This window comes from Paraburkholderia strydomiana (assembly GCF_031456815.1).
GTDB classification, from domain to species: Bacteria; Pseudomonadota; Gammaproteobacteria; order Burkholderiales; family Burkholderiaceae; genus Paraburkholderia; species Paraburkholderia caledonica.
Genome location: NZ_JAVDVL010000002.1, coordinates 87,673 through 111,303, shown reverse-complemented (window position 1 = coordinate 111,303; position 23,631 = coordinate 87,673). Strand labels below are relative to the sequence as shown.

Here is a 23,631-nt window from a genome sequence, read left to right as displayed (position 1 = left end):
GGCTGGCGGCAAGTACTTATGTATTTTTGCGTATTGTGCCGTATGGCGCACGCAGCGTACTCTTTCGGGCACATGAGAACGCGGTGAGGCGTCCATGGCGGCGTTTGCGCAAAGCGTGAAACAGGCTTCGCGCACGGCACCCGCCGGATGACTAGAATGACGTGTCGGGCCGCGCCTGAGCGCGTCACACGAGCCGCAAGAAAACGGTTTCAGGTTTCCATAAAGGAAGGGACATACTGATGAACAAAGTCTATCCAGGCGCCGCCGAGGCGCTGAAAGACATCGTCAAGGACGGTCAGACGTTCGCCGTCGGCGGCTTCGGGTTGTGCGGCATTCCCGAAGCGCTGATCGCTGCGCTGCGCGACACCAAGGTGCAAAACATTACCTGCATCAGCAACAACGCGGGTGTCGACGGATTTGGCCTCGGTCTGCTGCTCGAAACGCGCCAGATCAAGAAGATGATCTCGTCGTATGTCGGGGAAAACAAGGAGTTCGAGCGCCAGTATCTGGCCGGCGAACTCGAACTCGAATTCACGCCGCAGGGCACGCTTGCCGAGAAACTGCGCGCGGGCGGCTCGGGCATCCCGGCGTTCTTCACGAATACCGGCTACGGCACGCTGATCGCCGAAGGCAAGGAAACCCGCCAGTTCGGCGAAAACCACTATGTGCTCGAACATTCGCTGACGGCGGATGTCGCGCTCGTGAAGGCATGGAAAGCCGACAAGTCGGGCAACCTGATCTATCGCCGCACGGCTCGCAACTTCAATCCGATGTGCGCGATGGCCGGCAAGATCACCGTCGCGGAAGTCGAGGAAATCGTCGAGGTAGGCGAGCTCGATCCGGACGCGATTCATACGCCTGGCATCTTCGTTCAGCGCATCGTGCTCAATGCGCATCCGGAAAAACGCATCGAACAACGCGTCGTCCGCGCGAAAGGAGACTGATCATGGCATGGACTCGTGACGAAATGGCCGCGCGCGCGGCGAAGGAATTGCAGGACGGTTTTTATGTGAACCTCGGCATCGGCTTGCCGACGCTGGTGGCGAACCACGTGCCGCCGGGTGTCGAAGTGTGGCTGCAGTCGGAAAACGGCCTGCTCGGCATTGGCCCGTCGCCGACCGAAGACGAAGTGGACGCCGACCTCATCAACGCGGGCAAGCAAACGGTGACCACGTTGCCGGGCTCGTCGATTTTTTCGTCGGCGGATTCGTTCGCGATGATTCGCGGCGGCCACATCAACCTGGCCATTCTGGGCGCCATGCAGATCAGCAAGAAGGGCGACCTTGCCAACTGGATGATCCCCGGCAAGATGATCAAGGGCATGGGCGGCGCAATGGACCTGGTGGCCGGCGTGAAGCGCGTGGTTGTGCTGATGGAGCACGTCGCGAAGGGCGATCAGCACAAGATTCTCGAAGAATGCACGCTGCCGTTGACGGGCGTGGGCGTGGTGGATCAGATCATCACCGACCTCGGCGTGATCGAAGTCACCGACGACGGCCTGAAGGTGACAGAACTGGCGCCTGGCGTGAGCGTCGACGAGATCAAGGCGAAGACGGGCGCGCCGCTCGATGTGAGCGCGGTGAGCTGATCACGGTTGTCGGGTTTGCTGCCGGGCTGACGCATGTGCGTTGGCCCAGGCGGCGGGAATGGTGGGCGGGGCGGGCGAGGCGGAAGTCTCGCCCGCTTTTCTTTTTGCGGCTCGCGGTTTTGCCGCTCCCGTCCTATGCCTTCTGGCCGATCCTTGTCACGCGGCAAAGCGGTTTACAATCGTTCGAAGCAATCACTTGACGATTCGTCGCCTGTTTCTTCGCGCCGCGTTACGGTGCCCACGGGCCACATGCACAGCGCTTTTGCAAGGAGCACAGATGACCGCAACGACAGCTTTCGCCGGCGAGCGGCTCGCGCCGCGCCAACGTTATGTGCAGTGCGCGAGCGCCGCGGGCCTGCATCGCATTGCCTACACCGAGTGGGGCCATCCGGACAATCCGCGGGTGCTGCTGTGCGTGCATGGCCTGACGCGCTCGGGGCGCGACTTCGACCGGTTAGCGGCGCAGTTCGCCGATACCTACCGTGTGGTCTGTCCTGATGTGGCGGGCCGGGGCTTGTCTTCGTGGCTCGCCAACCCAAACTTATACAGCGTGCCGCAATATGTCGCCGACATGGTGACGCTCATTGCGCGGCTGAATGTGGAAACGGTCGACTGGTTCGGCACGTCAATGGGCGGCCTGATCGGGCTCGGCCTCGCGGGTCTCGCGGACACGCCTATCCGCAAGCTGTTGCTGAACGACGTCGGTCCGCATCTGGAGCCCGAGGCCGTCAAGCGTATCGGCGATTATCTCGGCAAGCCCGTGCGCTTCGACTCGCTGCGGCAAGGCATCGATCACGCGGCGTTCCTCGCGCGCAGCTTCGGTCCGCTCACCGCGGAAGAATGGCGCGAGATCAACACGCCGCTGATTCGCGAAGAGAACGGCACATGGCTGTTCCGCTACGATCCGCGCATTGCGCAGCCCTTTGCCGCGACTACAGAAGAAACCGCGAAGCTAGGGGAAGCCGCGCTATGGCATTCGCTTGCGTCGTTTCAAGGCCCGGTGCTGGTGGTGAGAGGCGAGCTTTCCGATCTGCTGTCGCGTGAAACAGTCGCCAGGATGGTCGAGACGGGGCATGCGGTGTCGAGCGTCGAGATCAGCGGTGTGGGCCACGCGCCGGCGTTTCTTTCGACGGATCAGATCGACATTGCGAAGCGGTTCTTTATCGGCAATGGCGGCGACGCGTCATAATATGCAGTTGCGCGTGGCGCTCTAACGCGTCATGCATAGCGCATGCAGTCAATCTTCTTCTACCTACTTCAGGATTCTTCATGGCAGTCATTCGTCACCATGTCGGCAAGCGTCTTTCTGAAATTGCCGTGCACAACGGCACGATCTACCTTGCCGGCCAGATCGCCGAAGACGCGGACCAGGACATCACGGGGCAAACACGCGAAGTGCTCGGCCATATCGACCGTCTGCTAGCCGAGGCAAACAGCGATAAATCGCATTTGCTGTCCGTGCAGATCTACATTTCGGACATGGAGCATTTCGCCGGCATGAACGCGGTGTGGGACGAGTGGGTAGCGCAAGGCGCGACGCCGCCGCGCGCGACCGTCGAGGCGAAGCTCGCCAACCCGAAGTGCCTGGTTGAGATCGTCGTGGTCGCGGCGCAGCGGAGCTGAGCGAAGCAAAACCAGGCAGTTGCTTTTGAAATTCCGTTGATTTGCCAGGGCCCGGTGGGCCGCCGCACCATGAATACCGAAACCGCTACGAGCACGCCGAATCCTCTTCCGTCTTTCGACGAAGCAATGGCGTTCGTGCGTCGTCATGCGGGCGAGGTGCGGCTGTCGTCGGGCGAGTCTCTCGCGGATCATGCGGCGGGCACCGCGTCGATCATGCGCACGCTCAATGTCGATCCGCCGGCCGTGCTGGCGGCGGCGTTGTTTGCATTGACGCCGCATTTGCAAGACCCCGAGCGCGTGATCGCCGACAACTTCGGCGAAGAAGTCGCGCAACTCGTCGGCGACGTGCGCAAGTTGCTGCGCCTCGGCACCGTGAGCTTGCGCGCTGCGCAAAACGCCATGCCTGAAGCGGGGCGTGATGCGCAGGCCGCGCGGCGCGCGCAGGTCGAGGCGCTGCGCAAGATGCTGCTCGCGTTCGCGCAAGATATTCGCGTGGTGCTGATACGGCTCGCGTCGCGGCTGCAGTCGCTGCGCTATTACGCGGCGGCGAAGCTCACGCCGTCGCCGGATGTGGCGCGCGAAACGCTCGATATCTATGCGCCGCTCGCGAACCGCCTCGGCATCTGGCAATTGAAGTGGGAACTCGAAGACCTTGCGTTCCGCTTCGAAGAGCCGGTGACTTATAAGCGCATCGCGAAGTTACTGGACGAGAAGCGCGTTGAACGCGAAAGCTATGTTGCGCAGGCCATTGAACGGCTGCAGCAGGAACTTGCCGCCGCGAACATTCGCGCGGAAGTAAGCGGCAGGCCAAAGCATATCTATAGCATCTGGCGCAAGATGCGCGGCAAGGAACTCGACTTCGCCGAACTGTACGACGTGCGCGCGTTTCGCGTGATCGTGCCGGACATCAAGGATTGCTACACGGTGCTCGGCATCGTGCACAACCTGTGGCAACCGGTGCCGAGAGAGTTCGACGACTACATCTCGCGGCCGAAGCCGAATGGCTATAAGTCGCTGCATACGGTCGTGATCGGCGACGACGGCCGCGCGTTCGAAGTGCAGATTCGCACGCACGACATGCATCAGTTCGCCGAGTACGGCGTGGCCGCGCACTGGCGCTACAAGGAGGCCGGTACGCGTGGGTACGGCGGCCAGTTTGCCGCCAATGAGAAGTACGACGAGAAGATCGCGTGGTTGCGTCAATTGCTCGCGTGGAAAGACGACGTGTCCGAAGGCGAGCACGGCGAGAAGCGCGCGGCGCAGCCGTGGGAGCAATTGCGACAGGCCACGCTCGACGACGACCACATCTACGTGCTCACGCCGCAGGCGCGCGTGATCGCGTTGCCGCATGGTGCGACGCCGGTGGATTTCGCGTATCACCTGCATAGCGAGTTGGGGCATCGGTGCCGCGGGGCGCGCGTCGACGGGGCGATGGTGCCGCTGAACACCCAGTTGCAGAACGGCCAGACGGTGGAAATCGTCGCGGTAAAAGAAGGTGGGCCGTCGCGCGACTGGCTCAATCCACAGCTCGGTTATCTGCATAGTCCGCGTGCGCGCCAGAAAGTGCGCGCCTGGTTTAACGCCGTCGAGTTGCAGGAGCACATTGCGAGCGGCCGCGCAATGGTCGAAAAGACCCTGCAGCGCGAGGGCAAGACCTCGGTGAACCTGGATCAGCTCGCGGCCAAACTCGGCTTCAAGACTACCGACGATCTGTTCTCGGTCGTCGGCAAGGAAGAGTTCAGTCTGCGGCTCGTCGAGCAGGCGCTGCACGATGCGCCGCCGCCGGAACCGGTGGTCGAAGTACCCGAGCAATTCGAAAAGCGCAGTAGTGGCGCGAGCGTGGCGCGCGGTGCGTCGACGGGCGTGCTGGTGGTCGGCGTCGACGCATTGCTCACGCAGCTTGCTCGATGCTGCCGTCCGGCGCCGCCTGACGACATCTGCGGATTTGTGACACGCGGCAAGGGCATGTCGATTCATCGGAGCGACTGCCCGACGTTTTTGCGCATGGCCGAACGCGCGCCGGAGCGTGTGTTGCAAACGGCGTGGTCAGCCGACGTGATGAGCGGCCGCGGGCAATCGGTGTATCCGGTCGACCTCTCGATTGAGGCGACGGACCGCCAGGGTTTGCTGCGCGATATCTCCGAAGTGTTCGCGCGAGAAAAAATGAATGTGATCGGTGTGAAGACCCAAACCCGCCGCAATGCCGCGTTCATGCAGTTCACCGTCGAGGTGTCGAGTGCCGCGCAGATTCAGCGCGCCTGCACGCTGCTCGGCGAAGTGACGGGTGTCGTGCGGGCGTCGCGCAAAGGCTGACGCAGTGACGCGATGTTGAGCCGATGTGCTCACTTGCTCATGCGCAAGCGAGTGAGTGATGTGGGTAAGCGCAATTTAAAGTCGATGCATAAAAGTACTTGCCAAGCAGTGTGGGGCTCCATATAATCTCGTTTCTTCAGGCTCGTAGCTCAGCTGGTTAGAGCACCACCTTGACATGGTGGGGGTCGTTGGTTCGAGTCCAATCGAGCCTACCAACGAAAGAGAAATTCCGGTTCTGCCGGGGTTTCGCAAACTGCAGTAAGCGCCTGTGGCGCAAAAGGCGAATACGGTTATGACACCGCGAACGTTGACCGAAACCACTTCGGAGCGACGCTAGTCGAGGACCACTTTCGCCAGTGTAGTTTGCAGGAAATGTGAATGCGGCCCCTCGAAAGCGGGGCCGCATTTTTTTTGGCTTGTTTGATTGATGTATATGCCGCCGCCGGTCGGCACCACGGAGAACGCAATGGTTTCGATACGTCTGCCTGACGGTTCTGTTCGACAGTACGAGCATCCGGTGACCGTCGCCGAAGTGGCCGCGTCGATCGGCCCCGGCCTCGCGAAGGCCGCGCTCGGCGGCAAGATCGACGGTGAACTGGTCGATACGTCCGCGCTGATCGACCACGACGCGGCGCTTGCCATCGTCACCGAAAAAGACGCAGACGGTCTGGATATCATTCGTCATTCTGCGGCGCACCTGCTTGCGTACGCAGTGAAGGATCTCTATCCGGAGGCGCAAGTCACGATCGGTCCGGTCATCGACAACGGCTTCTATTACGACTTTGCGTACAGCCGTCCCTTCACGCCGGAAGATCTCGAGAAGATCGAAAAGCGCATGCAGGAACTCGCGAAGAAAGACGAGCCTGTTTCGCGCCGCGTTGTGTCGCGCGACGAAGCGGTGGACTACTTCAAGAGCATCGGCGAGAAGTACAAGGCTGAGATCATCGAATCGATTCCGGCTACGGACGAAATCAAGCTGTACTCGCATGGCGGCTTCACCGACTTGTGCCGCGGTCCGCACGTGCCGTCCACCGGCAAGCTGAAGGTCTTCAAGCTGATGAAGGTGGCCGGCGCCTACTGGCGTGGCGATTCGAAGAACGAGCAATTGCAGCGTATCTACGGCACGGCCTGGACGAAGAAGGAAGATCAGGACGCGTATCTGCACATGCTCGAAGAGGCGGAGAAGCGCGATCACCGTAAGCTCGGCAAGCAACTCGACCTGTTTCACATGCAGGACGAGTCGCCGGGCATGGTGTTCTGGCATCCGCGCGGCTGGACGCTGTGGCAGCAGGTCGAGCAGTACATGCGCCGCCGTGTGAACGACGCTGGCTACCTCGAGATCAAGACGCCGATGATCATGGACCGGTCGTTGTGGGAAGCGTCGGGTCACTGGCAGAACTATCGTGAAAACATGTTCACGACCGAATCGGAAAAGCGCGATTACGCGATCAAGCCGATGAACTGCCCGGGTCACGTGCAGGTGTTCAACCACGGTCTGCGCTCGTATCGCGATCTGCCGTTGCGTTACGCGGAATTCGGCTCGTGCCACCGCAATGAATCGTCGGGCGCGCTGCATGGATTGATGCGCGTGCGTGGTTTTGTGCAGGACGACGCTCATATTTTCTGTACTGAAGACCAGTTCATCAGCGAGTCGATTGCCTTCAACACGCTGGCCATGAGCGTGTACAAGGACTTCGGCTTTGATAACGTCGAAATCAAGCTTTCGTTGCGCCCCGACGCCCGTGCCGGTACCGACGAGACCTGGGATCGCGCGGAGCAGGGCTTGCGCGAAGCATTGACGGCTTGCGGCGTGACGTGGGAAGAGCTGCCGGGCGAAGGGGCGTTCTACGGTCCCAAAGTGGAATATCACATCAAGGACGCTCTCGGCCGCTCGTGGCAGTGCGGCACGTTGCAGCTCGATATGGTGCTGCCGGAGCGGCTGGGCGCGGAGTACGTTGCGGAAGACAACAGCCGTCGCCGTCCGATCATGCTGCACCGGGCAATCGTCGGATCAATGGAGCGTTTTCTCGGTATTCTGATCGAGCACCATGCTGGTGCAATGCCCGCGTGGCTCGCCCCGATGCAGGTAGTGGTGATGAATATCGCCGAAAGTCAGGCCGAATACGCCCAGTCTCTGGCCCAATCGTTGCAAAAACAAGGGGTTAGAGTAGAGGCCGATTTGCGCAACGAGAAGATTAGCTATAAAATACGTGAGCACACGCTTGAGAAGGTGCCGTACCTGCTTGTGGTCGGCGACAAGGAGCGTGAAGCCCAAACGGTAGCCGTGCGTGCCCGTGGTGGTGTCGACCTAGGTGTGATGCCTGTCGATTCTTTCATTGAGCGTCTGCGCCAGAACGTGCAGTCGTTCAACTGAGCCACTTGGCAGCGCGGCTCGTTTTTTTAATTTTTAGAGGAAACGTAACATCGCTACTGATAAGTCTGCGCACCGCATCAACGGTGAAATTACGGCACCCGAGGTGCGTCTGGTCGGAGTCGAGAACGAACCGCTCGGCATCGTGAAACTTGCTGATGCGTTCCGCATGTCGGAACAGCAAGACGTGGATCTGGTGGAAATCGCGCCGCAAGCGGTTCCGCCGGTCTGCCGTTTGATGGACTACGGCAAGTTCAAGTACTCGGAAGCGAAGAAGCAGCACGAGGCCAAGCTCAAGCAGAAGATCGTTCAGGTCAAGGAAGTCAAATTCCGTCCGGGCACTGACGACGGTGACTACAACGTCAAACTGCGCAACCTCATTCGCTTTCTCGACGACGGCGACAAGACGAAAATCACGTTGCGTTTCCGTGGCCGCGAAATGGCTCACCAGGAAATCGGTATGCGCATGCTGGAACGCCTGCGCACGGACCTCGACGAAGTCGGTCAGGTCGAGCAAATGCCGAAAATGGAAGGGCGCCAGATGATCATGGTGCTCGCTCCGAAGAAAAAGAAGTAAACGGTCAGAGCGGCGACGCGCCATGTGGCGCGTGTTCTGGTTGTGAAAAGTCGAACGATGCCGCACCGGGTGTCCGGTGCGGCATCAGCAGGTTTCGAGACGGCGCTTATGCAAATGCGCGCTGTCTCCGAAAAGCGGCTGCCGGCAGTATTGGCGGTCTGCATACCAAGTGGAATGGGTTTCGAAGGGCGGGTAATGGCCATCTGGCCGACCGCACACCCATATCCATCTAATAATGGAGTTGTCATGCCGAAGATGAAGACCAAGAAGAGTGCTGCGAAGCGCTTCGTGGTGCGTCCGGGCGGTACCGTCAAGCGCGGTCAAGCCTTCAAGCGCCACATTCTTACCAAGAAGACCACCAAGAACAAACGCCATCTGCGCGGTTCGACGGCAGTTCATGATTCCGATCTGAACTCCGTGCGCGCAATGCTGCCGTTCGCTTAACCCTTAACCGAAACTCATAGGAGCGAAACATGCCTCGAGTAAAACGTGGGGTTACCGCACGGGCCCGTCACAAGAAGATCATCAAGCTGGCCAAGGGTTACCGCGGCCGTCGCAATAACGTCTATCGCATCGCCAAGCAGGCGGTCATGCGCGCAGGCCAGTACGCCTATCGCGATCGCCGCAACAAGAAGCGTGTGTTCCGTGCATTGTGGATCACGCGTATCAATGCGGCGGTGCGTCAGCACGACATGACGTACAGCGTGTTCATCAACGGCCTGAAGAAGGCTTCGATCGAACTCGACCGCAAGGTGCTGGCCGACATGGCTGTGTTCGACAAGGCTGCTTTTGCTGCGATCGTTCAGCAGGTGAAAGCCGCCGTTGCAGCCTGATTGCGCTTCTGGCAATTAACACTGCGTGGTTCGTTGCAGCGAACATCCGGTAGTCTCGGTGACGCTGCAACAAAAACGGGGCTCCTCACCGAGCCCCGTTTTTGTTGGTAGAACCAGTTTTGCATCGATTGAACACTGACGTTGAAATGATGGGATCAATGGACCTGGACCAGATTGTCGCGGACGCGCAAAAAGCCTTCGCAGAAGCCTCCGACGTCACCACCCTCGAAAACGAGAAAGCACGCTTTCTCGGCAAGTCGGGCGTGCTGACTGAACTGTTGAAGGGCCTTGGCAAACTCGATCCCGAAACGCGCAAGACCGAAGGCGCACGGATCAACCTCGTCAAGCAACAGGTTGAAGCCGCGCTGACGGCTCGCCGCCAGGCGCTGGCCGACGCGTTGCTGAATCAGCGCCTCGCCGCCGAAGCGATCGACGTCACCCTGCCTGGCCGCGGCGCCAATACGGGCAGCCTGCACCCGGTCATGCGGACCTGGGAGCGCGTCGAACAGATTTTCGGCAGCATCGGATTCGACGTGGCCGATGGCCCCGAAATCGAAACCGATTGGTACAACTTCACCTCGTTGAACAGCCCGGAAAATCATCCGGCGCGCTCAATGCAGGACACTTTTTACGTCGACGGCAAAGATGCCGACGGCCGCCAACTGCTGCTGCGCACGCATACGAGCCCGATGCAGGTGCGTTACGCGCGTACCAACATGCCGCCCATCAAGGTGATCGTGCCGGGTCGGACCTACCGTGTGGACAGCGACGCGACTCACTCGCCGATGTTCAATCAGGTCGAAGGCCTGTGGATCGACGAGAACATCAGCTTTGCCGATTTGAAGGGCGTCTATACGGACTTCCTCAAGAAATTCTTCGAACGCGACGATATTCTGGTGCGTTTCCGTCCGTCGTATTTCCCGTTCACCGAACCGTCGGCCGAGATCGACATGCTGTTCGAAACGGGCAAGAACGCGGGCAAGTGGCTCGAGATTTCGGGCTCAGGCCAGGTGCATCCCACCGTGATCCGCAACATGGGCCTCGACCCGGAGCGCTACATCGGCTTCGCTTTCGGCAGCGGCCTCGAACGGCTCACCATGTTGCGCTACGGCGTGCAAGACCTGCGTCTGTTCTTCGAAAACGACCTGCGTTTCCTGCGTCAATTCGCTTGAACGAACGCATTGCGCGACAAGCATAGAGCGCGGTATTGCACCGAGTGCATGCCGCCACAGCGTCCCGGCAGTGACAGGCAGTGACTCGCTGTAACTCATGGCAACTGGCGATTGCGCCGCACGCCGAGTTGCGCGATGTATCTGCCTCACGCGGACCTAACCTGATCAGAACGTACAGAGAACCATGCAATTCCCGGAATCCTGGCTGAGAACCTTTGTCGATCCGCAACTGACGACGGACGAGCTGTCGCACGCATTGACGATGGCGGGTCTCGAAGTTGAAGACCTGCGACCGGCTGCGCCACCGACCTCGAAGATCGTGGTCGGTCAGGTGCTGGAAGTCGTCAAGCACCCGGATGCGGACAAGCTGAACGTCTGCCAGGTCAACGCCGGCACAGGCGCCACGCTCAATATCGTCTGCGGCGCGCCAAACGTAGCGCCAGGCATCAAGGTGCCGGTTGCGCTGGTTGGCGCGCAACTGCCGCCGGCCGAAGAGGGCGGCGCGCCGTTCGAGATCAAACTCTCGAAGCTGCGTGGCGTGGAAAGTCAGGGCATGCTGTGCTCGGCGCGCGAACTGAAGCTCTCGGAAGATCATAGCGGCCTCCTGATCCTGCCGGAAGATACGCCGATTGGCCAGGACATCCGCGAAACGCTCAATCTCGACGACACCATTTTCGAGATCAAGCTGACGCCGAACAAGGCAGATTGCTTGTCGGTGTTCGGCGTGGCGCGCGAAACCTCCGCGATCACCGGTGCACCGTTGCGTCCGCTCGAGATCAAGCCGGTCCAGGTCAAGCTCGACGAGACGCTGCCCGTCAAGATCTCGGCGCCCGATCTTTGCGGCCGTTTCTCGGGCCGTGTCATCCGCGGTGTGAATGCGCGTGCGAAATCGCCGCAATGGATGGTCGAACGTCTTGAGCGTTCAGGTCAGCGCAGCATCTCCGCGCTCGTGGATATTTCCAATTACGTGATGCTCGAGCTGGGCCGTCCGTCGCACGTGTTCGATCTGGAGAAGATCCACGGCGGTATGGACGTGCGTTGGGGCCGCAAGGGCGAAACGCTCAAGCTGCTGAACGGCAACACCGTCGAAGTTGACGAAACGGTTGGCGTGATCGCCGACGAGCAACACATTGAAAGCCTCGCGGGCATCATGGGCGGCGACAGCACGGCCGTCACGCTCGACACGACCAACATCTACCTTGAAGCCGCATTCTGGTGGCCGGATAGTATTCGTGGCCGCTCGCGCAGGTACAACTTCTCGACCGATGCGGGCCATCGCTTCGAGCGCGGCGTCGATTACGCGACCACGGTCGAGCACATCGAGCGGATCACGCAACTGATCCTCGACATTTGCGGCGGCGAAGCGGGTCCCGTGGACGACCAGGTCGTCAATGTGCCGCAGCGCGAGCCCGTGAAGATGCGCGTGTCCCGCGCGAACCGCATCATCGGCATCGCGATCGGCGCCGAGGAAATCGCGCAGATCTTCACGCGTCTTGGCCTTACGTTCGAACACGACGGCGACACGTTCTCGGTCATGCCACCGTCGTACCGTTTCGATATCGAGATCGAAGAAGACCTGATCGAAGAAGTCGCACGTATCTACGGCTTCGAGAAGATTCCGGCGCGACCGCCGGTCGCTAAGAGCGAAATGCGCGCGACCAACGAAACGCGCCGCTCGATCCACGCAATCCGGCACGCGCTTGCCGCTCGCGATTACGCTGAGACGGTCAACTTCAGTTTCGTGGATGCCGAGTGGGAGCAGGACTTCGCCGGCAATGACAAGCCTGTGCGTCTGCTGAATCCAATTGCGAGCCAGTTGTCGGTCATGCGGACCACGCTGATCGGCAGCCTGATTCACGTGCTGCGCACGAACCTGAACCGCCGTGCTGCCGACCGCGTACGCGTGTTCGAAGCTGGCCGCGTGTTCCTGCACGATCCGTCGATCAAGGCCGGAGAGCTCACGGTCGAAGGCTTCGCCCAGCCGAAGATGATCGGCGGGCTCGCGTACGGTCCCGCGCTGGAGGAGCAGTGGGGCGCGCCGTCGCGTACCGTCGACTACTTCGACGTGAAGGCCGACGTCGAGGCGTTGCTCTCGCCGGCAGTCGCGCGTTTCGTGAAAGCGGAGCATCCCGCGCTGCATCCGGGGCGCAGCGCGCGCATTGAACTGAATGGCCGCGCGATTGGCTGGATCGGCGAACTGCATCCGCGCTGGATGCAAAAATATGATTTACCGAATGCGCCGATTATGTTTGAAGTCGAAGCGGACGCATTAATGCAACGCGTATTGCCCACACCGTCGGAAGTGTCTAAATTCCCGCCGGTGCGTCGCGATATCGCGGTAGTTGTCGATCAAAAAATCGAGGCGCAGGCGCTGCTGGACGAGCTCCAGAAGGCTCAGTCGGAGCCCGCCTGCAAGACCGTCCAGAAGGTTGTGCTTTTTGACGAATTCCGTCCAAAATCAAACACTTCCGGTGGCTTGGGGGCTCACGAGAAAAGCCTTGCGTTCCGTGTTACCTTGCAAGATACTGGCGGGACCCTTCAGGACGAAACGGTCGATCTGGCCATTCAGACTCTGGTGGAACGTCTGGCTCGAGTATATGGCGCACGGTTGCGCGGATAACCCGCATTTAACAATTGCGCGGCTGTTTCCGCATCCTTTGTTTTCTGCATGGCGCGCCATTTGATAGATATGAATGAAATGAACTCGAGTGATTTCGAAGCCCTTCTTACGGCGCAACGCAGCGCCATGATTCGAGAAATTCCGACATCACCCGCCGTCGTTTCAACTGAAACGCCGACGCTCACCAAAGCGGAACTTGCCGAGTTGCTGTTCGACAATGTCGGGCTCAACAAGCGGGAAGCGAAAGACATGGTGGAGGCGTTTTTCGAGGTGATCCGGGATGCGTTGGAGAGCGGCGACAGCGTGAAGCTGTCGGGCTTCGGCAACTTCCAGTTGCGCGACAAACCGCAGCGTCCCGGCAGAAACCCGAAAACCGGCGAGGCAATTCCCATTGCCGCGCGCCGTGTTGTGACGTTCCATGCAAGTCAAAAGCTGAAGGCTCTGGTCGAGAACGGCGCCGAAGCGAGCTTCACGCGCTGATCGACTGGCGCGTTCCTGCGCAACCCACCACGACGGCTAACTGACGATGACAGCGACGATGGAAAAAGTCGTCTTGCCTCCGATTCCGGCGAAACGCTACTTCACGATTGGTGAGGTCAGCGAACTATGCGGCGTCAAACCGCATGTGTTGCGCTATTGGGAGCAGGAGTTTACGCAGTTGCGGCCTGTCAAGCGACGCGGAAATCGCCGGTACTATCAGCATCACGAGGTGCTGTTGATCCGGCGGATTCGTGAGTTGTTGTACGAGCAGGGCTTCACGATCAACGGTGCCCGCAACCGCCTGGATTCACATGGCGGCGGTGCGCACAATGCGCCGGCTGAAATGGGCGAACAGGTCGAGGGCTTCGTTCCGCCGGAGGCACCAGCAACCGCGAACGCCGTCGACGTCGAGCAGTTGCGCAAAGAACTGCTGAACGTGATCGATCTGCTGAATCGCTAGTCGCTTTATTGGTGCGAACGGTTCTATTCGAATGAAGTGTCTGTTATAATTTTGTGCTGTTCGGGGCGTAGCGCAGCCTGGTAGCGTACCTGCATGGGGTGCAGGTGGTCGGAGGTTCAAATCCTCTCGCCCCGACCAAGAAATCAAGGCCTTATGGATATATGTCCATAAGGCCTTTTTCGTTTTGGGCCCATCTTAACCACACGTTTGCTCCACAGTACGGACTGCTCCAGCGGCAACAGAAGGTTCTTATACATCACAGAACACGCCGCAAGAAACAGCGGCACTGCCCACACCTCCGCCCAAAACCACGCCGACCCAACACTCACTCGCGGCTCGGATGCTGATGTACGAAAGCGAACAGCGTCTTACGAAAGTGGGAAGCCGCCCGGCTTTGCGAGTCATCACGCGTAACGAGATGCAGTGGTGCGCGAAAAGCATGGTCGCCCGCCACGCGGCAGTAGCGCACGCTTTCCTGGTGGTAGCGATGCATCGACGCGGGAACGAGCGAGATACCGCCGCCTGCTGCCACGAGGTTGATGGCCGTTACCATGCGCGGCACTTCCTCGACCACGTTTGGCTCGAAACCCTTTGACTGACAGGCGCTAATAAAATCCGCGTACATACCGGGAGCACCAGGCCGACGGACGAAAATAAACGACTCGTTGGCAAGCTTCTGGAGCGCTATTGCGCGGTTGCTTATGAGCCGATGTCCGACGGGCAGCACCAGCAACATTCGTTCTTCGGCCAACAGTTCGAACCGCAGACCTGCGGGCGTGTGAACCGGCTTGCGCAGAATCGCCGCATCCGCACGGTCTTCTACCATCATTTCGATGATGTCCGCCGCGTTGACCTCCGTCATCTCGATGGCGACCTCAGGGTAAAGCTCACGGAAATTGCGGATGGCCGTGGGCGTCAGAGGATGAAACGCAGCCGAACTCGTAAGCGCAACGCGCACGGTGCCGATGTGCCCTTGCGCAACGCGGCGCGCCTGAACGACCGCGTTGTCCAGTTCGAGCAGCACGGAGCGGGCGCGTGCTGCGAACGTTTCACCTGCCGCCGTCAACGAGACGCCGCGCGGCTGTCGCACGAAAAGCGCGAAGCCCAGTTCCTGTTCGAGTTCCTGAATCTGCTGCGATAACGGAGGCTGCTGAATGTGCAGCCGGGCGGCGGCGCGGGTGAACTGGCCTTCTTCGGAGACCGCTAGGAAGTAGCGCAAATGTCTCAGTTCCATGGTTGGCCTGCTATATGTGTTGGATATGGCAACCGCGCCTCATATGTATTTTACATTGGTGACTTCCGCACGTACTCTCTATTTTCAGGCAGCCGAATACAAAGGAGACACATGCAAACCGTTATGCAAGCGGTCACGCCCGCTGCGGCCGCGCCACCTCTCAGCCGTTCACAGATGCGCCGCGCGGTGCTTGCTTCAGTCATCGGCAATGGTCTTGAGTGGTTCGACTTCCTGATCTACGGGTATTTCGCCAAGGTCATTGCACAGGTGTTCTTTCCCGCGAACAACAGCTTTGTGTCGATCACATTGACGCTGGCCACGTTTGCAATCGGCTTTCTGGTGCGGCCGCTCGGCGGCATTGTTATCGGCGCGTGCGCCGATCGTTACGGGCGCCGCAAGACGCTGTCGCTGCTGATTCTTCTGATGGCGCTGAGTACGCTGATGATGGGCCTGACACCCGGCTACGCGACTATCGGCATTGCGGCGCCGCTCATTGTGATTGTCGCGCGCATTCTGCAGGGGCTGTCGGTGGGCGGAGAGTTCGCAACCGCAGCTGCAATGCTGACGGAATATGCGCCGCCTCGGCGCAAGATGTTCTTCGGCAGTTTTCAAATGACGTCGCAGGCTGTCGCGCTCCTGCTCTCGTCGTTGTGTGCGTTGCTCCTCACCACGCGGCTCTCGCACGAATCGCTCGTGTCGTGGGGCTGGCGCGTCCCGTTCCTGCTCGGCGCGCTCGTCGGTCCGGTGGGCTTCTATATCCGGCACAAAGTGGGCGAGTCGCCGGAGTTTCTTCAGCTGCGCGAGCGGCTCGGACACGCACCGCGTCAGTCGCTTCGCACGTTCATTCGTGAGCGCGGCGACGCGGCGCTGTGCGCGATGGGCGTCATCATCGTTGGGGCTGCAACGAATTACCTGTGGCATTCGTACATGCCGTTGTATGTCGAGCACCAACTGCATTTGCCGCTGAAAAATGCGCTGTTCGGCACGGCCATTTCTGGCCTGATCGGCATTGCCGGCTATCCGCTGGCGGGGCGTCTTGCCGACCGTTTCGGTGCATATCGTTTGTTTTTCCCGGTCACGATAGCGTGGGTGTGCGTTGCCTATCCGCTCTTTGCATGGGTGCTCGCGGCGCCGTCCGCTGAACGTGTGTTCACCGCGCAAATGATTGCGACTGTCGTGCTTAGCCTCATGTCCGGTGCGCACCCCGGCATGCTCACGCAGCTCTTTCCGACCTCGACGCGCTCCACAGGCGTTGCGCTCTCGTACAACGTGGCGGTCACGCTGTTCGGCGGTCTTGCGCCCCTCACGGTTTCGACGTTGATCGACTTCACCGGCTCGCGGTTGGTTCCGGCGTGGTATCTGATCTGCGCAGGCGTCATTTCGCTGCTGCTTGTGGGACTGACGGCCTCCGGGCGGCGCCTGGTTCGCAAGCCCGATCTCTGGCTGGCCGACGGTCAATGAGCGGCGCGATGAATCTTGTGACGGACAGCGATGCACGGCCACGCAACGAAGTGCCTGTGCAGGTGGTAGCCAGCGAACGGTTGATCGTATCGAACGCGCGCGGTGAGGCGGCCGTGCCGTTTTTCAAAGGCGGCAGTACGCGGCCCACTCAAGCGACTCGGGTGGTCGTGATGCTGCATGGAAGACTTCGTGATGCGGATGCGTATCTGCAATCCACGCAGTGTGCGCTAGCGTCGTCGACTGTTGAGCCCGATAGCGTGATCCTCGCCGTACCCCAGTTTCTTGCGACGGCCGATGTCCAGCATCATTCGTTGCCGGCCGACTGTCTGCACTGGGAGTGGACCTCGTGGATGGGCGGTCTCGATGCGATCGGGCCGGCGCCGCTAAGTTCTTTCGACGTACTCGACGCGCTGATCGAACACTACGTGCGTGACGACGCTTACCCGAACGTGCGGGGGATCGTCGTTGCCGGGCACTCCGGCGGGGCACAGGTCGCGCATCGGCACGCGATACTCAGCGACGCCGCCGCACGTTGCATGGCGGCGGGAGTGAACGTGCGTTATGTCATTGCGAATCCGTCGTCGTATGTGTACTTCGACGCGTGGCGTCCGCACTGTGCAGACGGATCGAGCGCAGACGCACGCGCCGCTTGCACCGGGTTCAACGCATGGAAGTACGGCACAGAAGGGTTGCCGCGCTATGCGAAGGAACTGGATGTCCAACAGCTCGAATACCGTTATGTCGATCGCGACGTCACTTATCTGCTCGGCACCCACGACAACGATCCGGCGCATCCGGCTCTGGACCGCTCATGCGAAGCCATGCTGCAGGGCCCGCATCGACTCGCAAGGGGTCGGGCCTATTTCGCGTATCTGCGCAGACGGCATCCGCAGTTGCGTCATCAACTGTATGAGGTGGCGGGCGCGGCGCACAGCGGTGACGCGATGTTCGTGTCGCAGGCGGGTGTGCAGGCGCTCTTCGGCACAACCGCACGGCTGATCGACACCGGCGTCGTGCACGAGGGCCGCGCCCTCGAATAGCGACAGCGGCGCGGACGCATAGCAACAACATAACCAGCCAATCGTTTCAGGAGACGAAGATGATCAGAAGATCGCTCGGGTGGGCGCTCGCCTTCACCTTTTGCATCAGCGGATGCGGCGGCAATGGACCGACCAGCGAGAATCCGGGCGGTTCGACGCCTGCGCCCACGGCGGCCACGCAATGCAGCGCGTTGAGCGGGCTGTCGATTCCGGCGTCCTCGATTGCTGTACCGACCAGCGGCGCGACGATTACCAGTGCGACGCTAGTGGAAACGAGCGGCGAATACTGCCAGGTGAACGGTGCAATCGCACCGGTCGACCCGGCTGCGCCTTCCATCAAATTCCAGGTCAATCTGCCGACCAGGTGGAATCGTAAGGCGCTGCATTATGGCGGCGGCGGTTTCGACGGCACGCTGATCACCGGTGTGGATCCGCTCGACATGGCCCCGACCGGCACATCCACGCCGCTCGCAAACGGCTACGCGACCTTCGGCGACGACTCGGGGCATCAGAGTTCGAGCATTACGGACGGCAAGTTCGCCGCCAACGACGAGTCGCTTGCAAATTACGGCGGCTTGAGCCTCAAGAAGACACACGACGTCGCCATGACCCTGATCAAAAAGCGCTACGCGAGCGCGCCCGACAAGGTCTATTTCTTCGGCAGTTCGACGGGTGGACGAGATGGTCTGAGCGAAGCGCAGCGCTGGCCGCAGGACTACGACGGCATCGTGGTGAACCGTCCCGCGCTCAACTACACGGGGCTTCGTCTGAGCAATGTCGTGCTGGGCCGGGCGCTGTATCTGAATAGCGGTGCGGGTTGGCTCGACGTGGCGAAAACGATGTTGCTGCAGAACGCGGTCATGACCGCTTGCGATGCGCTCGACGGCGTCGCCGACGGCGTCATCGCGAACGTGGCGGCGTGCAAGGCACAGTCGGCCACGGTGCTGGCATCGCTGCGCTGCCCGAGCGGCGCGGACTCGGGCGATACCTGTCTGTCGGACGCGCAGATCGCGACCGTGCAAACCATTGCCGCACCGCTGCAATTGAATTATCCGCTCGCTAATGGCGTGACGCGTTACGCCGGCTACAACATTCTCGCCGGTTCAGTGTTCGCCGGGCCGAACACCACGCGCGATCTTGGCGAGTCCAGAGTCCCTGCGAATCCCGCCGGCAAGAAGGACGCTAACCAATGGGTAACGGGCGACCAGTGGGTCAAGTACTTCGTCACGCGCGTGCCGACTTTCGATTCATTGACATTCGACCCGCTAAATCCCGGTACGTACCAGTCGCGAGTGCAAACCGTGTCGGCGCTCACGGACGCGACGAGCACCGACCTGAGCGCCTATGTCGCGAAAGGCGGCAAGCTCATCATGACGCACGGTCTTGCAGACGAGATTGTCAGCACTGATTCGAGCATGGATTACTACAACGGACTTGTGCAGCGCTTCGGGCAGAGCACGGTGGATGGGTTCGTACGCTTCTACCTGATGCCGGGAGTAGGGCACGGCACGGGACCGTTTCATCCGGCTGTCGATTCCCTTTCCGCACTCGATCAATGGGTAGAGACCGGCAAGGCGCCCGAAACGCTCTCGATGAGCGATCTGAACGCCGCAACGCTCGGTAGAACGCGGCCGCTTTGCCGTTATCCGCTATGGCCAAAGTACATTGGCGGAGATATCAATGTGGCCGCGAGCTTCCAGTGCGCAAGCTCCTGACGCGCAATTGCCTGACGCCGCCCGCAGGGCGGCGCCATGATCGGGGAGTCCAGTCTCTGAAAGATGAAGAGCGTTGTTTCCGGTCCAACTAGGTGGACCTACATCAGAACGATGTCGTACTGCTCCTGGCTCAGATTCGACTCCACCTGCAACGACACCGGCTTGCCGATGAAATCAATCAACATTGCCAGATGTTGGGACTCTTCTTCGAGAAACAGGTCAATCACCTGTTGAGACGCAACCACGCGAAACTCACGCGGATTGAACTGTCGCGACTCGCGCAATATCTCGCGCAGCACATCGTAGCAAACGGTACGCGGCGTTTTCACCTGGCCCTTGCCCTGGCAAACCGGGCAGGGCTCGCACAGCACATGCGCGAGCGATTCGCGCGTGCGCTTGCGCGTCATTTCAACCAGCCCCAGTTGCGAGAAACCGTTCACAGTCACGCGTGTGCGGTCGCGCGACAACGCCTTCTTCAACTCGCCCAGCACCTGATCGCGATGCTCGACGTTTTCCATATCGATGAAATCGATAATGATCACGCCGCCCAGGTTGCGCAACCGCAATTGACGCGCAATGGTATGCGCCGCTTCCAGGTTCGTCTTGAAGATGGTGTCGTCGAAATTACGCGCGCCGACGTAGCCGCCCGTATTCACGTCGATGGTGGTCATCGCTTCGGTCTGGTCGATCACCAGGTAGCCGCCCGACTTCAGATCCACGCGGCGCGACAACGCGCGCTGGATTTCGGCCTCGATGTTGTACAGATCGAAAAGCGGCCGCTCGCCTGTGTAGTGATGTAGTTTCGCGGACACCGCCGGCGTGAACTCCGCCGCGAAATCGGCAAGCATCTGATACGTCTCGCGCGAGTCGACCTGGATGCGCGATGTTTCATCGTTCACGAAATCGCGTAGCACGCGTTGCGCGAGATTCAGATCCTGATAGAGCAGACTCGTGGGCGGCATGCGCTGGCCTTGCGACAGGATCGTTGCCCATGTCTTGCGCAGATAGGCGACGTCGGCGGCCAGTTCTTCGCTCGTCGCATCTTCGGCGATGGTGCGCACGATGTAGCCGCCTTTCTCGTCGGCAGGCAATACGGCGGTCAAACGCGCGCGCACGGCTTCGCGCTCGGCTTCGCTTTCGATCTTCTGCGAGATGCCGATATGCGGCTCCTGCGGCAGATAGACGAGCGTGCGCCCGGCAATGCTCACTTGCGTGGAAAGCCGCGCGCCCTTGGTGCCGATCGGGTCCTTCACCACCTGGACCATCAGCGTCTGACCTTCGAACACGATCTTTTCAATCGGCTGATGCGGCGTCTGATGTTGCGGCTCGCCGGCAATGCGCGGGTGCCAGATATCGGCTACATGGAGAAACGCGGCGCGTTCCAGACCGATGTCGATAAAAGCGGATTGCATGCCCGGCAACACGCGCACGACCTTGCCGAGATAGACGTTGCCGACGCGGCCCCGCGACAGCGTTCGTTCGACGTGAAGTTCCTGGACGGCGCCTTGCTGGACGAGCGCGACGCGCGTTTCCTGCGGCGTGACATTGATCAGGATTTCTTCATTCATGGTGTTGTTCTAGAAGTCGATGCGCGCCGCACGCAGGAGGGCAGCGGTTTCAAAAAGCGGCAAACCCATGATACCTGAATAGGACCCGTCGATATGCTCGATAAACTCCGCGGCGCGCCCTTGCACGCCGTACGCTCCCGCCTTGCCGAACGGCTCGCCGCTCGCTACGTAGCGGCGAATCGCGTCTCGATGCAACGCAGCAAAGCGCACTGTGGATGTGGACAGCGCGGCGGGCAGTAGCTCGCCGTAAGCATCGACTACCGCCACGGCCGTCAGCACTTCGTGAGCGCGGCCAGACAGGCGCGCGAGCATCGCTTCGGCATCGTCGGCGTCGAGCGGCTTGCCGAGAATCGCGTCGTCGATCGTGACGGTTGTATCCGCAACCAGAACAGGTCGCGCGGCGTGGTTGCCGGCTACGAGCCGGGCATGCGCGGCCCGGGCTTTGGCCACGCACACGCGCTGCACGTAGTCGTGCGCACGCTCGCCCGGCAATTCGGCTTCGAGCGCTTCGGCGTCTTCGTCGGGGCGCGGCAGCAGCAGTTCGAAGCGCACGCCGATCTGTTGCAACAACTCCTGACGGCGCGGACTTTGCGACGCGAGATACACGAATGGATGCAGCGAAGCGGTGGACGTTGGCATGAAGTTGTCTCGAACAAACGGTTTATGTGGGCGTGCGATAACGGGCACGCCCGAGCACGAGGCTGCGGGAGCGCGTCAGCAGCGTAACGAGGAACTAAGGCAATTGCTGGCGATTGCTGGCAACTGTGGTCGCAACGTCCCGCGTCAAAACCAGCGAGACTCGAAACGCCAGGCGTCCCGATCGATCTCACTCACGCGCGATGATAGGGATGATTCTGCGTGATGGTCCACGCGCGGTAAAGCTGTTCGGCGAGCAGCACACGTACCATTGCGTGCGGCAGCGTGAGGCTCGACACGCGCAGCATCATGTCGGCACGTGCCTTGAGTTCGGGATCGAGCCCGTCTGCACCGCCGATCAGAAACGCGACGTCGCGGCCGTCCTGCTGCCAGCCGGGCAGCGCGCCGGCAAGTTGCATGGTGGTCCAGTCTTTGCCGCGTTCGTCGAGCGCGACGATGCGCGCGTTTTTGGGCAACGCTGCTTCGATCTTCAGTCGCTCGGCGGCCATTACGCTCTCGGCCGGACGGCCCGACGACCGCTGCTCGGGCTTGATTTCGCGCAGCTCGATACGCAGCTCCGGCGGCATGCGCTTCGCGTATTCGTCGAAGCCGACAGCGATCCAGTCGGGCATCTTGTGGCCGACAGCGAGGATGTGCAGTTTCATGATGCGTAGGAGCGCCGCTCGCGCAGCTCCGCTGGGACGCGGTTGCAGCGAGCGGTCAAAGCCCGCTCACTTGCGGCGCGCGGCCGTCTTGCGCGCGGGCTTCTTCACAGCCGGCGCCTCTTCGTCTTCTTCGTCCTCGTCGGGCTCGCTCGAACGCGCGCCGCCGAACGGATCAGGCGTAGACAGCTTGATGCGGACCGGCTTGTCGCCCCAAATTTCCTCGAGGTTGTAGTACTGGCGCAGCGCCGGTTGCAGGATGTGGACGATCGCGTCGCCGCAATCGACCAGCACCCATTCGCCGATGTCCTCGCCTTCGGTGCTGACGATGTCGCCGCCGGCTTCCTTCACGCCCTCGCGCACGCTCGAAGCCAGCGCCTTGGTTTGCCGGTTGGAGGTGCCGCTCGCGACGATTACGCGATCGAACAGCGCCGTCAGGTGGCTGGTGTTGAACACCTTGATGTCTTGCGCTTTGACGTCTTCGAGAGCGTCGACGATCACGCGTTGCAGTTTGCGAATATCCATGGATTTACCGGTGGTACAAATGATGTTGAAGAATGTAGTCCCACACCGCAGTGGGGACGTGGCTTGCGGCCTCACCCTGTTGTTCGCCGCCCACATGGGCAAGCCGCTGGCTCACCTGTTCACGCAGATGCGCGCGAATGTCGGTGGCCGAGACGTTGAACGCAAGCGTGGTGTCGATCAGCAAGTGGCCGCAAGGCGTGGCTCGCAGAACGTCGGCGCCGGCGCGGCGTGCGTCGATTTCACTCGCGACCGCGGACGGAATCGACGCGAGATCGAAACCGGGCCGCGTGGCCGCGCAGATGTGCGCGAAGTCGAACAGGCGCCGCCAGTCGCGCCATGTATCGAGATGCACCAGTTGATCCGCGCCGATCAGCAATGCAATGGATACCTCGTCGCCTTCCCGTTCGCGCCAGCGCTGCAGCGTGTCGACAGTGTAGGTCGGGCCTTCGTGTTCGATTTCGTCGGTTGCGACTCGCACCGTCGCGCCCGGCAGCGCGAGTTGACCGGCCGCCGCGCGTGTCATGGCGAGGCGATGCACGGCCGGCGACACGTCCGCTTTCTGCCACGGCTGGCCGGCCGGCATCAGCACCAGTTCGGTCAGTTGCAACACGTCGGCGAAACGCCGCGCGAGCGCAAGGTGGCCGTCGTGGATCGGATCGAAAGTGCCGCCGAGCAAACCGATCCGGCGAGGCAGTGCAACAGGATGAGCGTTCGGCTTCAGGTGAAAGTCCTTTGTCGTAGCCAGGTGCGGGG

22 protein-coding genes and 2 tRNA genes are annotated in these 23,631 nt (G+C 60.9%); 18 read left to right on the top strand and 6 right to left on the bottom strand.

The window, feature by feature from the left end:
* The first annotated feature begins 239 nt into the window (after positions 1 to 239).
* From J2W46_RS06090 to J2W46_RS06020, 15 genes are all read left to right on the top strand, one after another.
* Positions 240 to 944 carry a CoA transferase subunit A gene (locus tag J2W46_RS06090; RefSeq protein ID WP_020069521.1) on the top strand — a complete coding sequence of 235 codons (705 nt, stop codon included), beginning with the start codon at positions 240 to 242 and terminating at the stop codon, positions 942 to 944.
* A gap of 2 nt (positions 945 to 946) precedes the next feature.
* Positions 947 to 1,588, top strand: a complete 642-nt coding sequence (locus J2W46_RS06085; RefSeq protein WP_020069522.1) for a CoA transferase subunit B — start codon at positions 947 to 949, stop codon at positions 1,586 to 1,588.
* A 277-nt stretch (positions 1,589 to 1,865) separates the two neighbouring features.
* The gene (locus J2W46_RS06080) at positions 1,866 to 2,777 is read left to right on the top strand and encodes an alpha/beta fold hydrolase (RefSeq protein WP_310352199.1); all 912 of its coding nucleotides are present in this window, start codon (positions 1,866 to 1,868) and stop codon (positions 2,775 to 2,777) included.
* An 80-nt stretch (positions 2,778 to 2,857) separates the two neighbouring features.
* Positions 2,858 to 3,211 (top strand): RidA family protein, encoded by a 354-nt coding sequence (locus J2W46_RS06075; protein WP_020069524.1) that lies wholly within the window; start codon positions 2,858 to 2,860, stop codon positions 3,209 to 3,211.
* A 69-nt stretch (positions 3,212 to 3,280) separates the two neighbouring features.
* Positions 3,281 to 5,524, top strand: a complete 2,244-nt coding sequence (locus J2W46_RS06070) for a RelA/SpoT family protein (protein WP_087754169.1) — start codon at positions 3,281 to 3,283, stop codon at positions 5,522 to 5,524.
* A 138-nt stretch (positions 5,525 to 5,662) separates the two neighbouring features.
* A tRNA-Val gene (locus J2W46_RS06065) sits at positions 5,663 to 5,739 on the top strand.
* Between the two features lie 251 nt (positions 5,740 to 5,990).
* Positions 5,991 to 7,898 carry a threonine--tRNA ligase gene (gene thrS / locus J2W46_RS06060; protein WP_087754168.1) on the top strand — a complete coding sequence of 636 codons (1,908 nt, stop codon included), beginning with the start codon at positions 5,991 to 5,993 and terminating at the stop codon, positions 7,896 to 7,898.
* Positions 7,899 to 7,947: 49 nt separating this feature from the next.
* Complete coding sequence (gene infC / locus J2W46_RS06055; protein ID WP_074263967.1) at positions 7,948 to 8,472, top strand: translation initiation factor IF-3; 525 nt, start codon at positions 7,948 to 7,950, stop codon at positions 8,470 to 8,472.
* A gap of 246 nt (positions 8,473 to 8,718) precedes the next feature.
* Positions 8,719 to 8,916, top strand: coding sequence for a 50S ribosomal protein L35 (gene rpmI / locus J2W46_RS06050; RefSeq protein ID WP_006052501.1), 198 nt, complete (start codon positions 8,719 to 8,721; stop codon positions 8,914 to 8,916).
* A gap of 29 nt (positions 8,917 to 8,945) precedes the next feature.
* Positions 8,946 to 9,305: a 50S ribosomal protein L20 gene (gene rplT, locus J2W46_RS06045; protein WP_006052502.1), complete on the top strand. Its 360-nt coding sequence runs from the start codon at positions 8,946 to 8,948 to the stop codon at positions 9,303 to 9,305.
* Positions 9,306 to 9,463: 158 nt separating this feature from the next.
* Positions 9,464 to 10,477: a phenylalanine--tRNA ligase subunit alpha gene (gene pheS / locus J2W46_RS06040; RefSeq protein WP_310352194.1), complete on the top strand. Its 1,014-nt coding sequence runs from the start codon at positions 9,464 to 9,466 to the stop codon at positions 10,475 to 10,477.
* Positions 10,478 to 10,661: 184 nt separating this feature from the next.
* Positions 10,662 to 13,097 carry a phenylalanine--tRNA ligase subunit beta gene (pheT, locus tag J2W46_RS06035; protein ID WP_310352190.1) on the top strand — a complete coding sequence of 812 codons (2,436 nt, stop codon included), beginning with the start codon at positions 10,662 to 10,664 and terminating at the stop codon, positions 13,095 to 13,097.
* Between the two features lie 69 nt (positions 13,098 to 13,166).
* Positions 13,167 to 13,577 carry an integration host factor subunit alpha gene (locus tag J2W46_RS06030; RefSeq protein ID WP_012433735.1) on the top strand — a complete coding sequence of 137 codons (411 nt, stop codon included), beginning with the start codon at positions 13,167 to 13,169 and terminating at the stop codon, positions 13,575 to 13,577.
* A gap of 46 nt (positions 13,578 to 13,623) precedes the next feature.
* Positions 13,624 to 14,037, top strand: a complete 414-nt coding sequence (locus J2W46_RS06025) for a MerR family transcriptional regulator (protein WP_027804876.1) — start codon at positions 13,624 to 13,626, stop codon at positions 14,035 to 14,037.
* A gap of 61 nt (positions 14,038 to 14,098) precedes the next feature.
* A tRNA-Pro gene (locus J2W46_RS06020) sits at positions 14,099 to 14,175 on the top strand.
* A 187-nt stretch (positions 14,176 to 14,362) separates the two neighbouring features.
* Here J2W46_RS06020 and J2W46_RS06015 read toward each other — a convergent pair.
* Positions 14,363 to 15,271 carry a LysR family transcriptional regulator gene (locus J2W46_RS06015; RefSeq protein WP_310352188.1) on the bottom strand — a complete coding sequence of 303 codons (909 nt, stop codon included), beginning with the start codon at positions 15,269 to 15,271 and terminating at the stop codon, positions 14,363 to 14,365.
* A 111-nt stretch (positions 15,272 to 15,382) separates the two neighbouring features.
* Here J2W46_RS06015 and J2W46_RS06010 point away from each other — a divergent pair, with 111 nt between their 5' ends.
* From J2W46_RS06010 to J2W46_RS06000, 3 genes are read left to right on the top strand one after another with little or no spacing between them, the layout of a single operon-like run.
* Complete coding sequence (locus J2W46_RS06010; protein WP_310352187.1) at positions 15,383 to 16,732, top strand: MFS transporter; 1,350 nt, start codon at positions 15,383 to 15,385, stop codon at positions 16,730 to 16,732.
* The gene (locus J2W46_RS06005; RefSeq protein WP_310352184.1) at positions 16,729 to 17,772 is read left to right on the top strand and encodes a hypothetical protein; all 1,044 of its coding nucleotides are present in this window, start codon (positions 16,729 to 16,731) and stop codon (positions 17,770 to 17,772) included. The genes J2W46_RS06010 and J2W46_RS06005 overlap by 4 nt, the downstream gene beginning before the upstream one ends.
* Positions 17,773 to 17,831: 59 nt before the next feature.
* On the top strand, positions 17,832 to 19,487 hold the full coding sequence (locus J2W46_RS06000; RefSeq protein WP_310352183.1) for a tannase/feruloyl esterase family alpha/beta hydrolase: 1,656 nt from the start codon (positions 17,832 to 17,834) through the stop codon (positions 19,485 to 19,487).
* Between the two features lie 98 nt (positions 19,488 to 19,585).
* Here J2W46_RS06000 and rng read toward each other — a convergent pair whose 3' ends face one another.
* From rng to J2W46_RS05975, 5 genes are all read right to left on the bottom strand, one after another.
* Complete coding sequence (gene rng / locus J2W46_RS05995) at positions 19,586 to 21,055, bottom strand: ribonuclease G (RefSeq protein ID WP_020069534.1); 1,470 nt, start codon at positions 21,053 to 21,055, stop codon at positions 19,586 to 19,588.
* A gap of 9 nt (positions 21,056 to 21,064) precedes the next feature.
* Entirely contained in the window at positions 21,065 to 21,694 is a 630-nt protein-coding gene (locus J2W46_RS05990) for a Maf family protein (protein WP_214877716.1), read from the bottom strand.
* A 191-nt stretch (positions 21,695 to 21,885) separates the two neighbouring features.
* The gene (gene rlmH, locus J2W46_RS05985; RefSeq protein WP_020069536.1) at positions 21,886 to 22,356 is read right to left on the bottom strand and encodes a 23S rRNA (pseudouridine(1915)-N(3))-methyltransferase RlmH; all 471 of its coding nucleotides are present in this window, start codon (positions 22,354 to 22,356) and stop codon (positions 21,886 to 21,888) included.
* A 66-nt stretch (positions 22,357 to 22,422) separates the two neighbouring features.
* Positions 22,423 to 22,878 carry a ribosome silencing factor gene (gene rsfS, locus J2W46_RS05980; protein ID WP_020069537.1) on the bottom strand — a complete coding sequence of 152 codons (456 nt, stop codon included), beginning with the start codon at positions 22,876 to 22,878 and terminating at the stop codon, positions 22,423 to 22,425.
* Positions 22,879 to 22,882: 4 nt separating this feature from the next.
* A complete protein-coding gene (locus J2W46_RS05975) occupies positions 22,883 to 23,599 on the bottom strand; it encodes a nicotinate-nucleotide adenylyltransferase (RefSeq protein WP_374726816.1) in 717 nt (238 codons plus the stop codon).
* Between the last annotated feature and the right edge of the window lie 32 nt (positions 23,600 to 23,631).

What these genes read in the sequence shown, in the direction of transcription:
- J2W46_RS06090 (WP_020069521.1), top strand. Translation starts at nt 240, where the DNA reads ATGAACAAAGTCTATCCAGGCGCCGCCGAGGCGCTGAAAGACATCGTC.
- J2W46_RS06085 (WP_020069522.1), top strand. Translation starts at nt 947, where the DNA reads ATGGCATGGACTCGTGACGAAATGGCCGCGCGCGCGGCGAAGGAATTG.
- J2W46_RS06080 (WP_310352199.1), top strand. Translation starts at nt 1,866, where the DNA reads ATGACCGCAACGACAGCTTTCGCCGGCGAGCGGCTCGCGCCGCGCCAA.
- J2W46_RS06075 (WP_020069524.1), top strand. Translation starts at nt 2,858, where the DNA reads ATGGCAGTCATTCGTCACCATGTCGGCAAGCGTCTTTCTGAAATTGCC.
- J2W46_RS06070 (WP_087754169.1), top strand. Translation starts at nt 3,281, where the DNA reads ATGAATACCGAAACCGCTACGAGCACGCCGAATCCTCTTCCGTCTTTC.
- thrS (WP_087754168.1), top strand. Translation starts at nt 5,991, where the DNA reads ATGGTTTCGATACGTCTGCCTGACGGTTCTGTTCGACAGTACGAGCAT.
- rpmI (WP_006052501.1), top strand. Translation starts at nt 8,719, where the DNA reads ATGCCGAAGATGAAGACCAAGAAGAGTGCTGCGAAGCGCTTCGTGGTG.
- rplT (WP_006052502.1), top strand. Translation starts at nt 8,946, where the DNA reads ATGCCTCGAGTAAAACGTGGGGTTACCGCACGGGCCCGTCACAAGAAG.
- pheS (WP_310352194.1), top strand. Translation starts at nt 9,464, where the DNA reads ATGGACCTGGACCAGATTGTCGCGGACGCGCAAAAAGCCTTCGCAGAA.
- pheT (WP_310352190.1), top strand. Translation starts at nt 10,662, where the DNA reads ATGCAATTCCCGGAATCCTGGCTGAGAACCTTTGTCGATCCGCAACTG.
- J2W46_RS06030 (WP_012433735.1), top strand. Translation starts at nt 13,167, where the DNA reads ATGAATGAAATGAACTCGAGTGATTTCGAAGCCCTTCTTACGGCGCAA.
- J2W46_RS06025 (WP_027804876.1), top strand. Translation starts at nt 13,624, where the DNA reads ATGACAGCGACGATGGAAAAAGTCGTCTTGCCTCCGATTCCGGCGAAA.
- J2W46_RS06015 (WP_310352188.1), bottom strand. Translation starts at nt 15,271, where the DNA reads ATGGAACTGAGACATTTGCGCTACTTCCTAGCGGTCTCCGAAGAAGGC.
- J2W46_RS06010 (WP_310352187.1), top strand. Translation starts at nt 15,383, where the DNA reads ATGCAAACCGTTATGCAAGCGGTCACGCCCGCTGCGGCCGCGCCACCT.
- J2W46_RS06005 (WP_310352184.1), top strand. Translation starts at nt 16,729, where the DNA reads ATGAGCGGCGCGATGAATCTTGTGACGGACAGCGATGCACGGCCACGC.
- J2W46_RS06000 (WP_310352183.1), top strand. Translation starts at nt 17,832, where the DNA reads ATGATCAGAAGATCGCTCGGGTGGGCGCTCGCCTTCACCTTTTGCATC.
- rng (WP_020069534.1), bottom strand. Translation starts at nt 21,055, where the DNA reads ATGAATGAAGAAATCCTGATCAATGTCACGCCGCAGGAAACGCGCGTC.
- J2W46_RS05990 (WP_214877716.1), bottom strand. Translation starts at nt 21,694, where the DNA reads ATGCCAACGTCCACCGCTTCGCTGCATCCATTCGTGTATCTCGCGTCG.
- rlmH (WP_020069536.1), bottom strand. Translation starts at nt 22,356, where the DNA reads ATGAAACTGCACATCCTCGCTGTCGGCCACAAGATGCCCGACTGGATC.
- rsfS (WP_020069537.1), bottom strand. Translation starts at nt 22,878, where the DNA reads ATGGATATTCGCAAACTGCAACGCGTGATCGTCGACGCTCTCGAAGAC.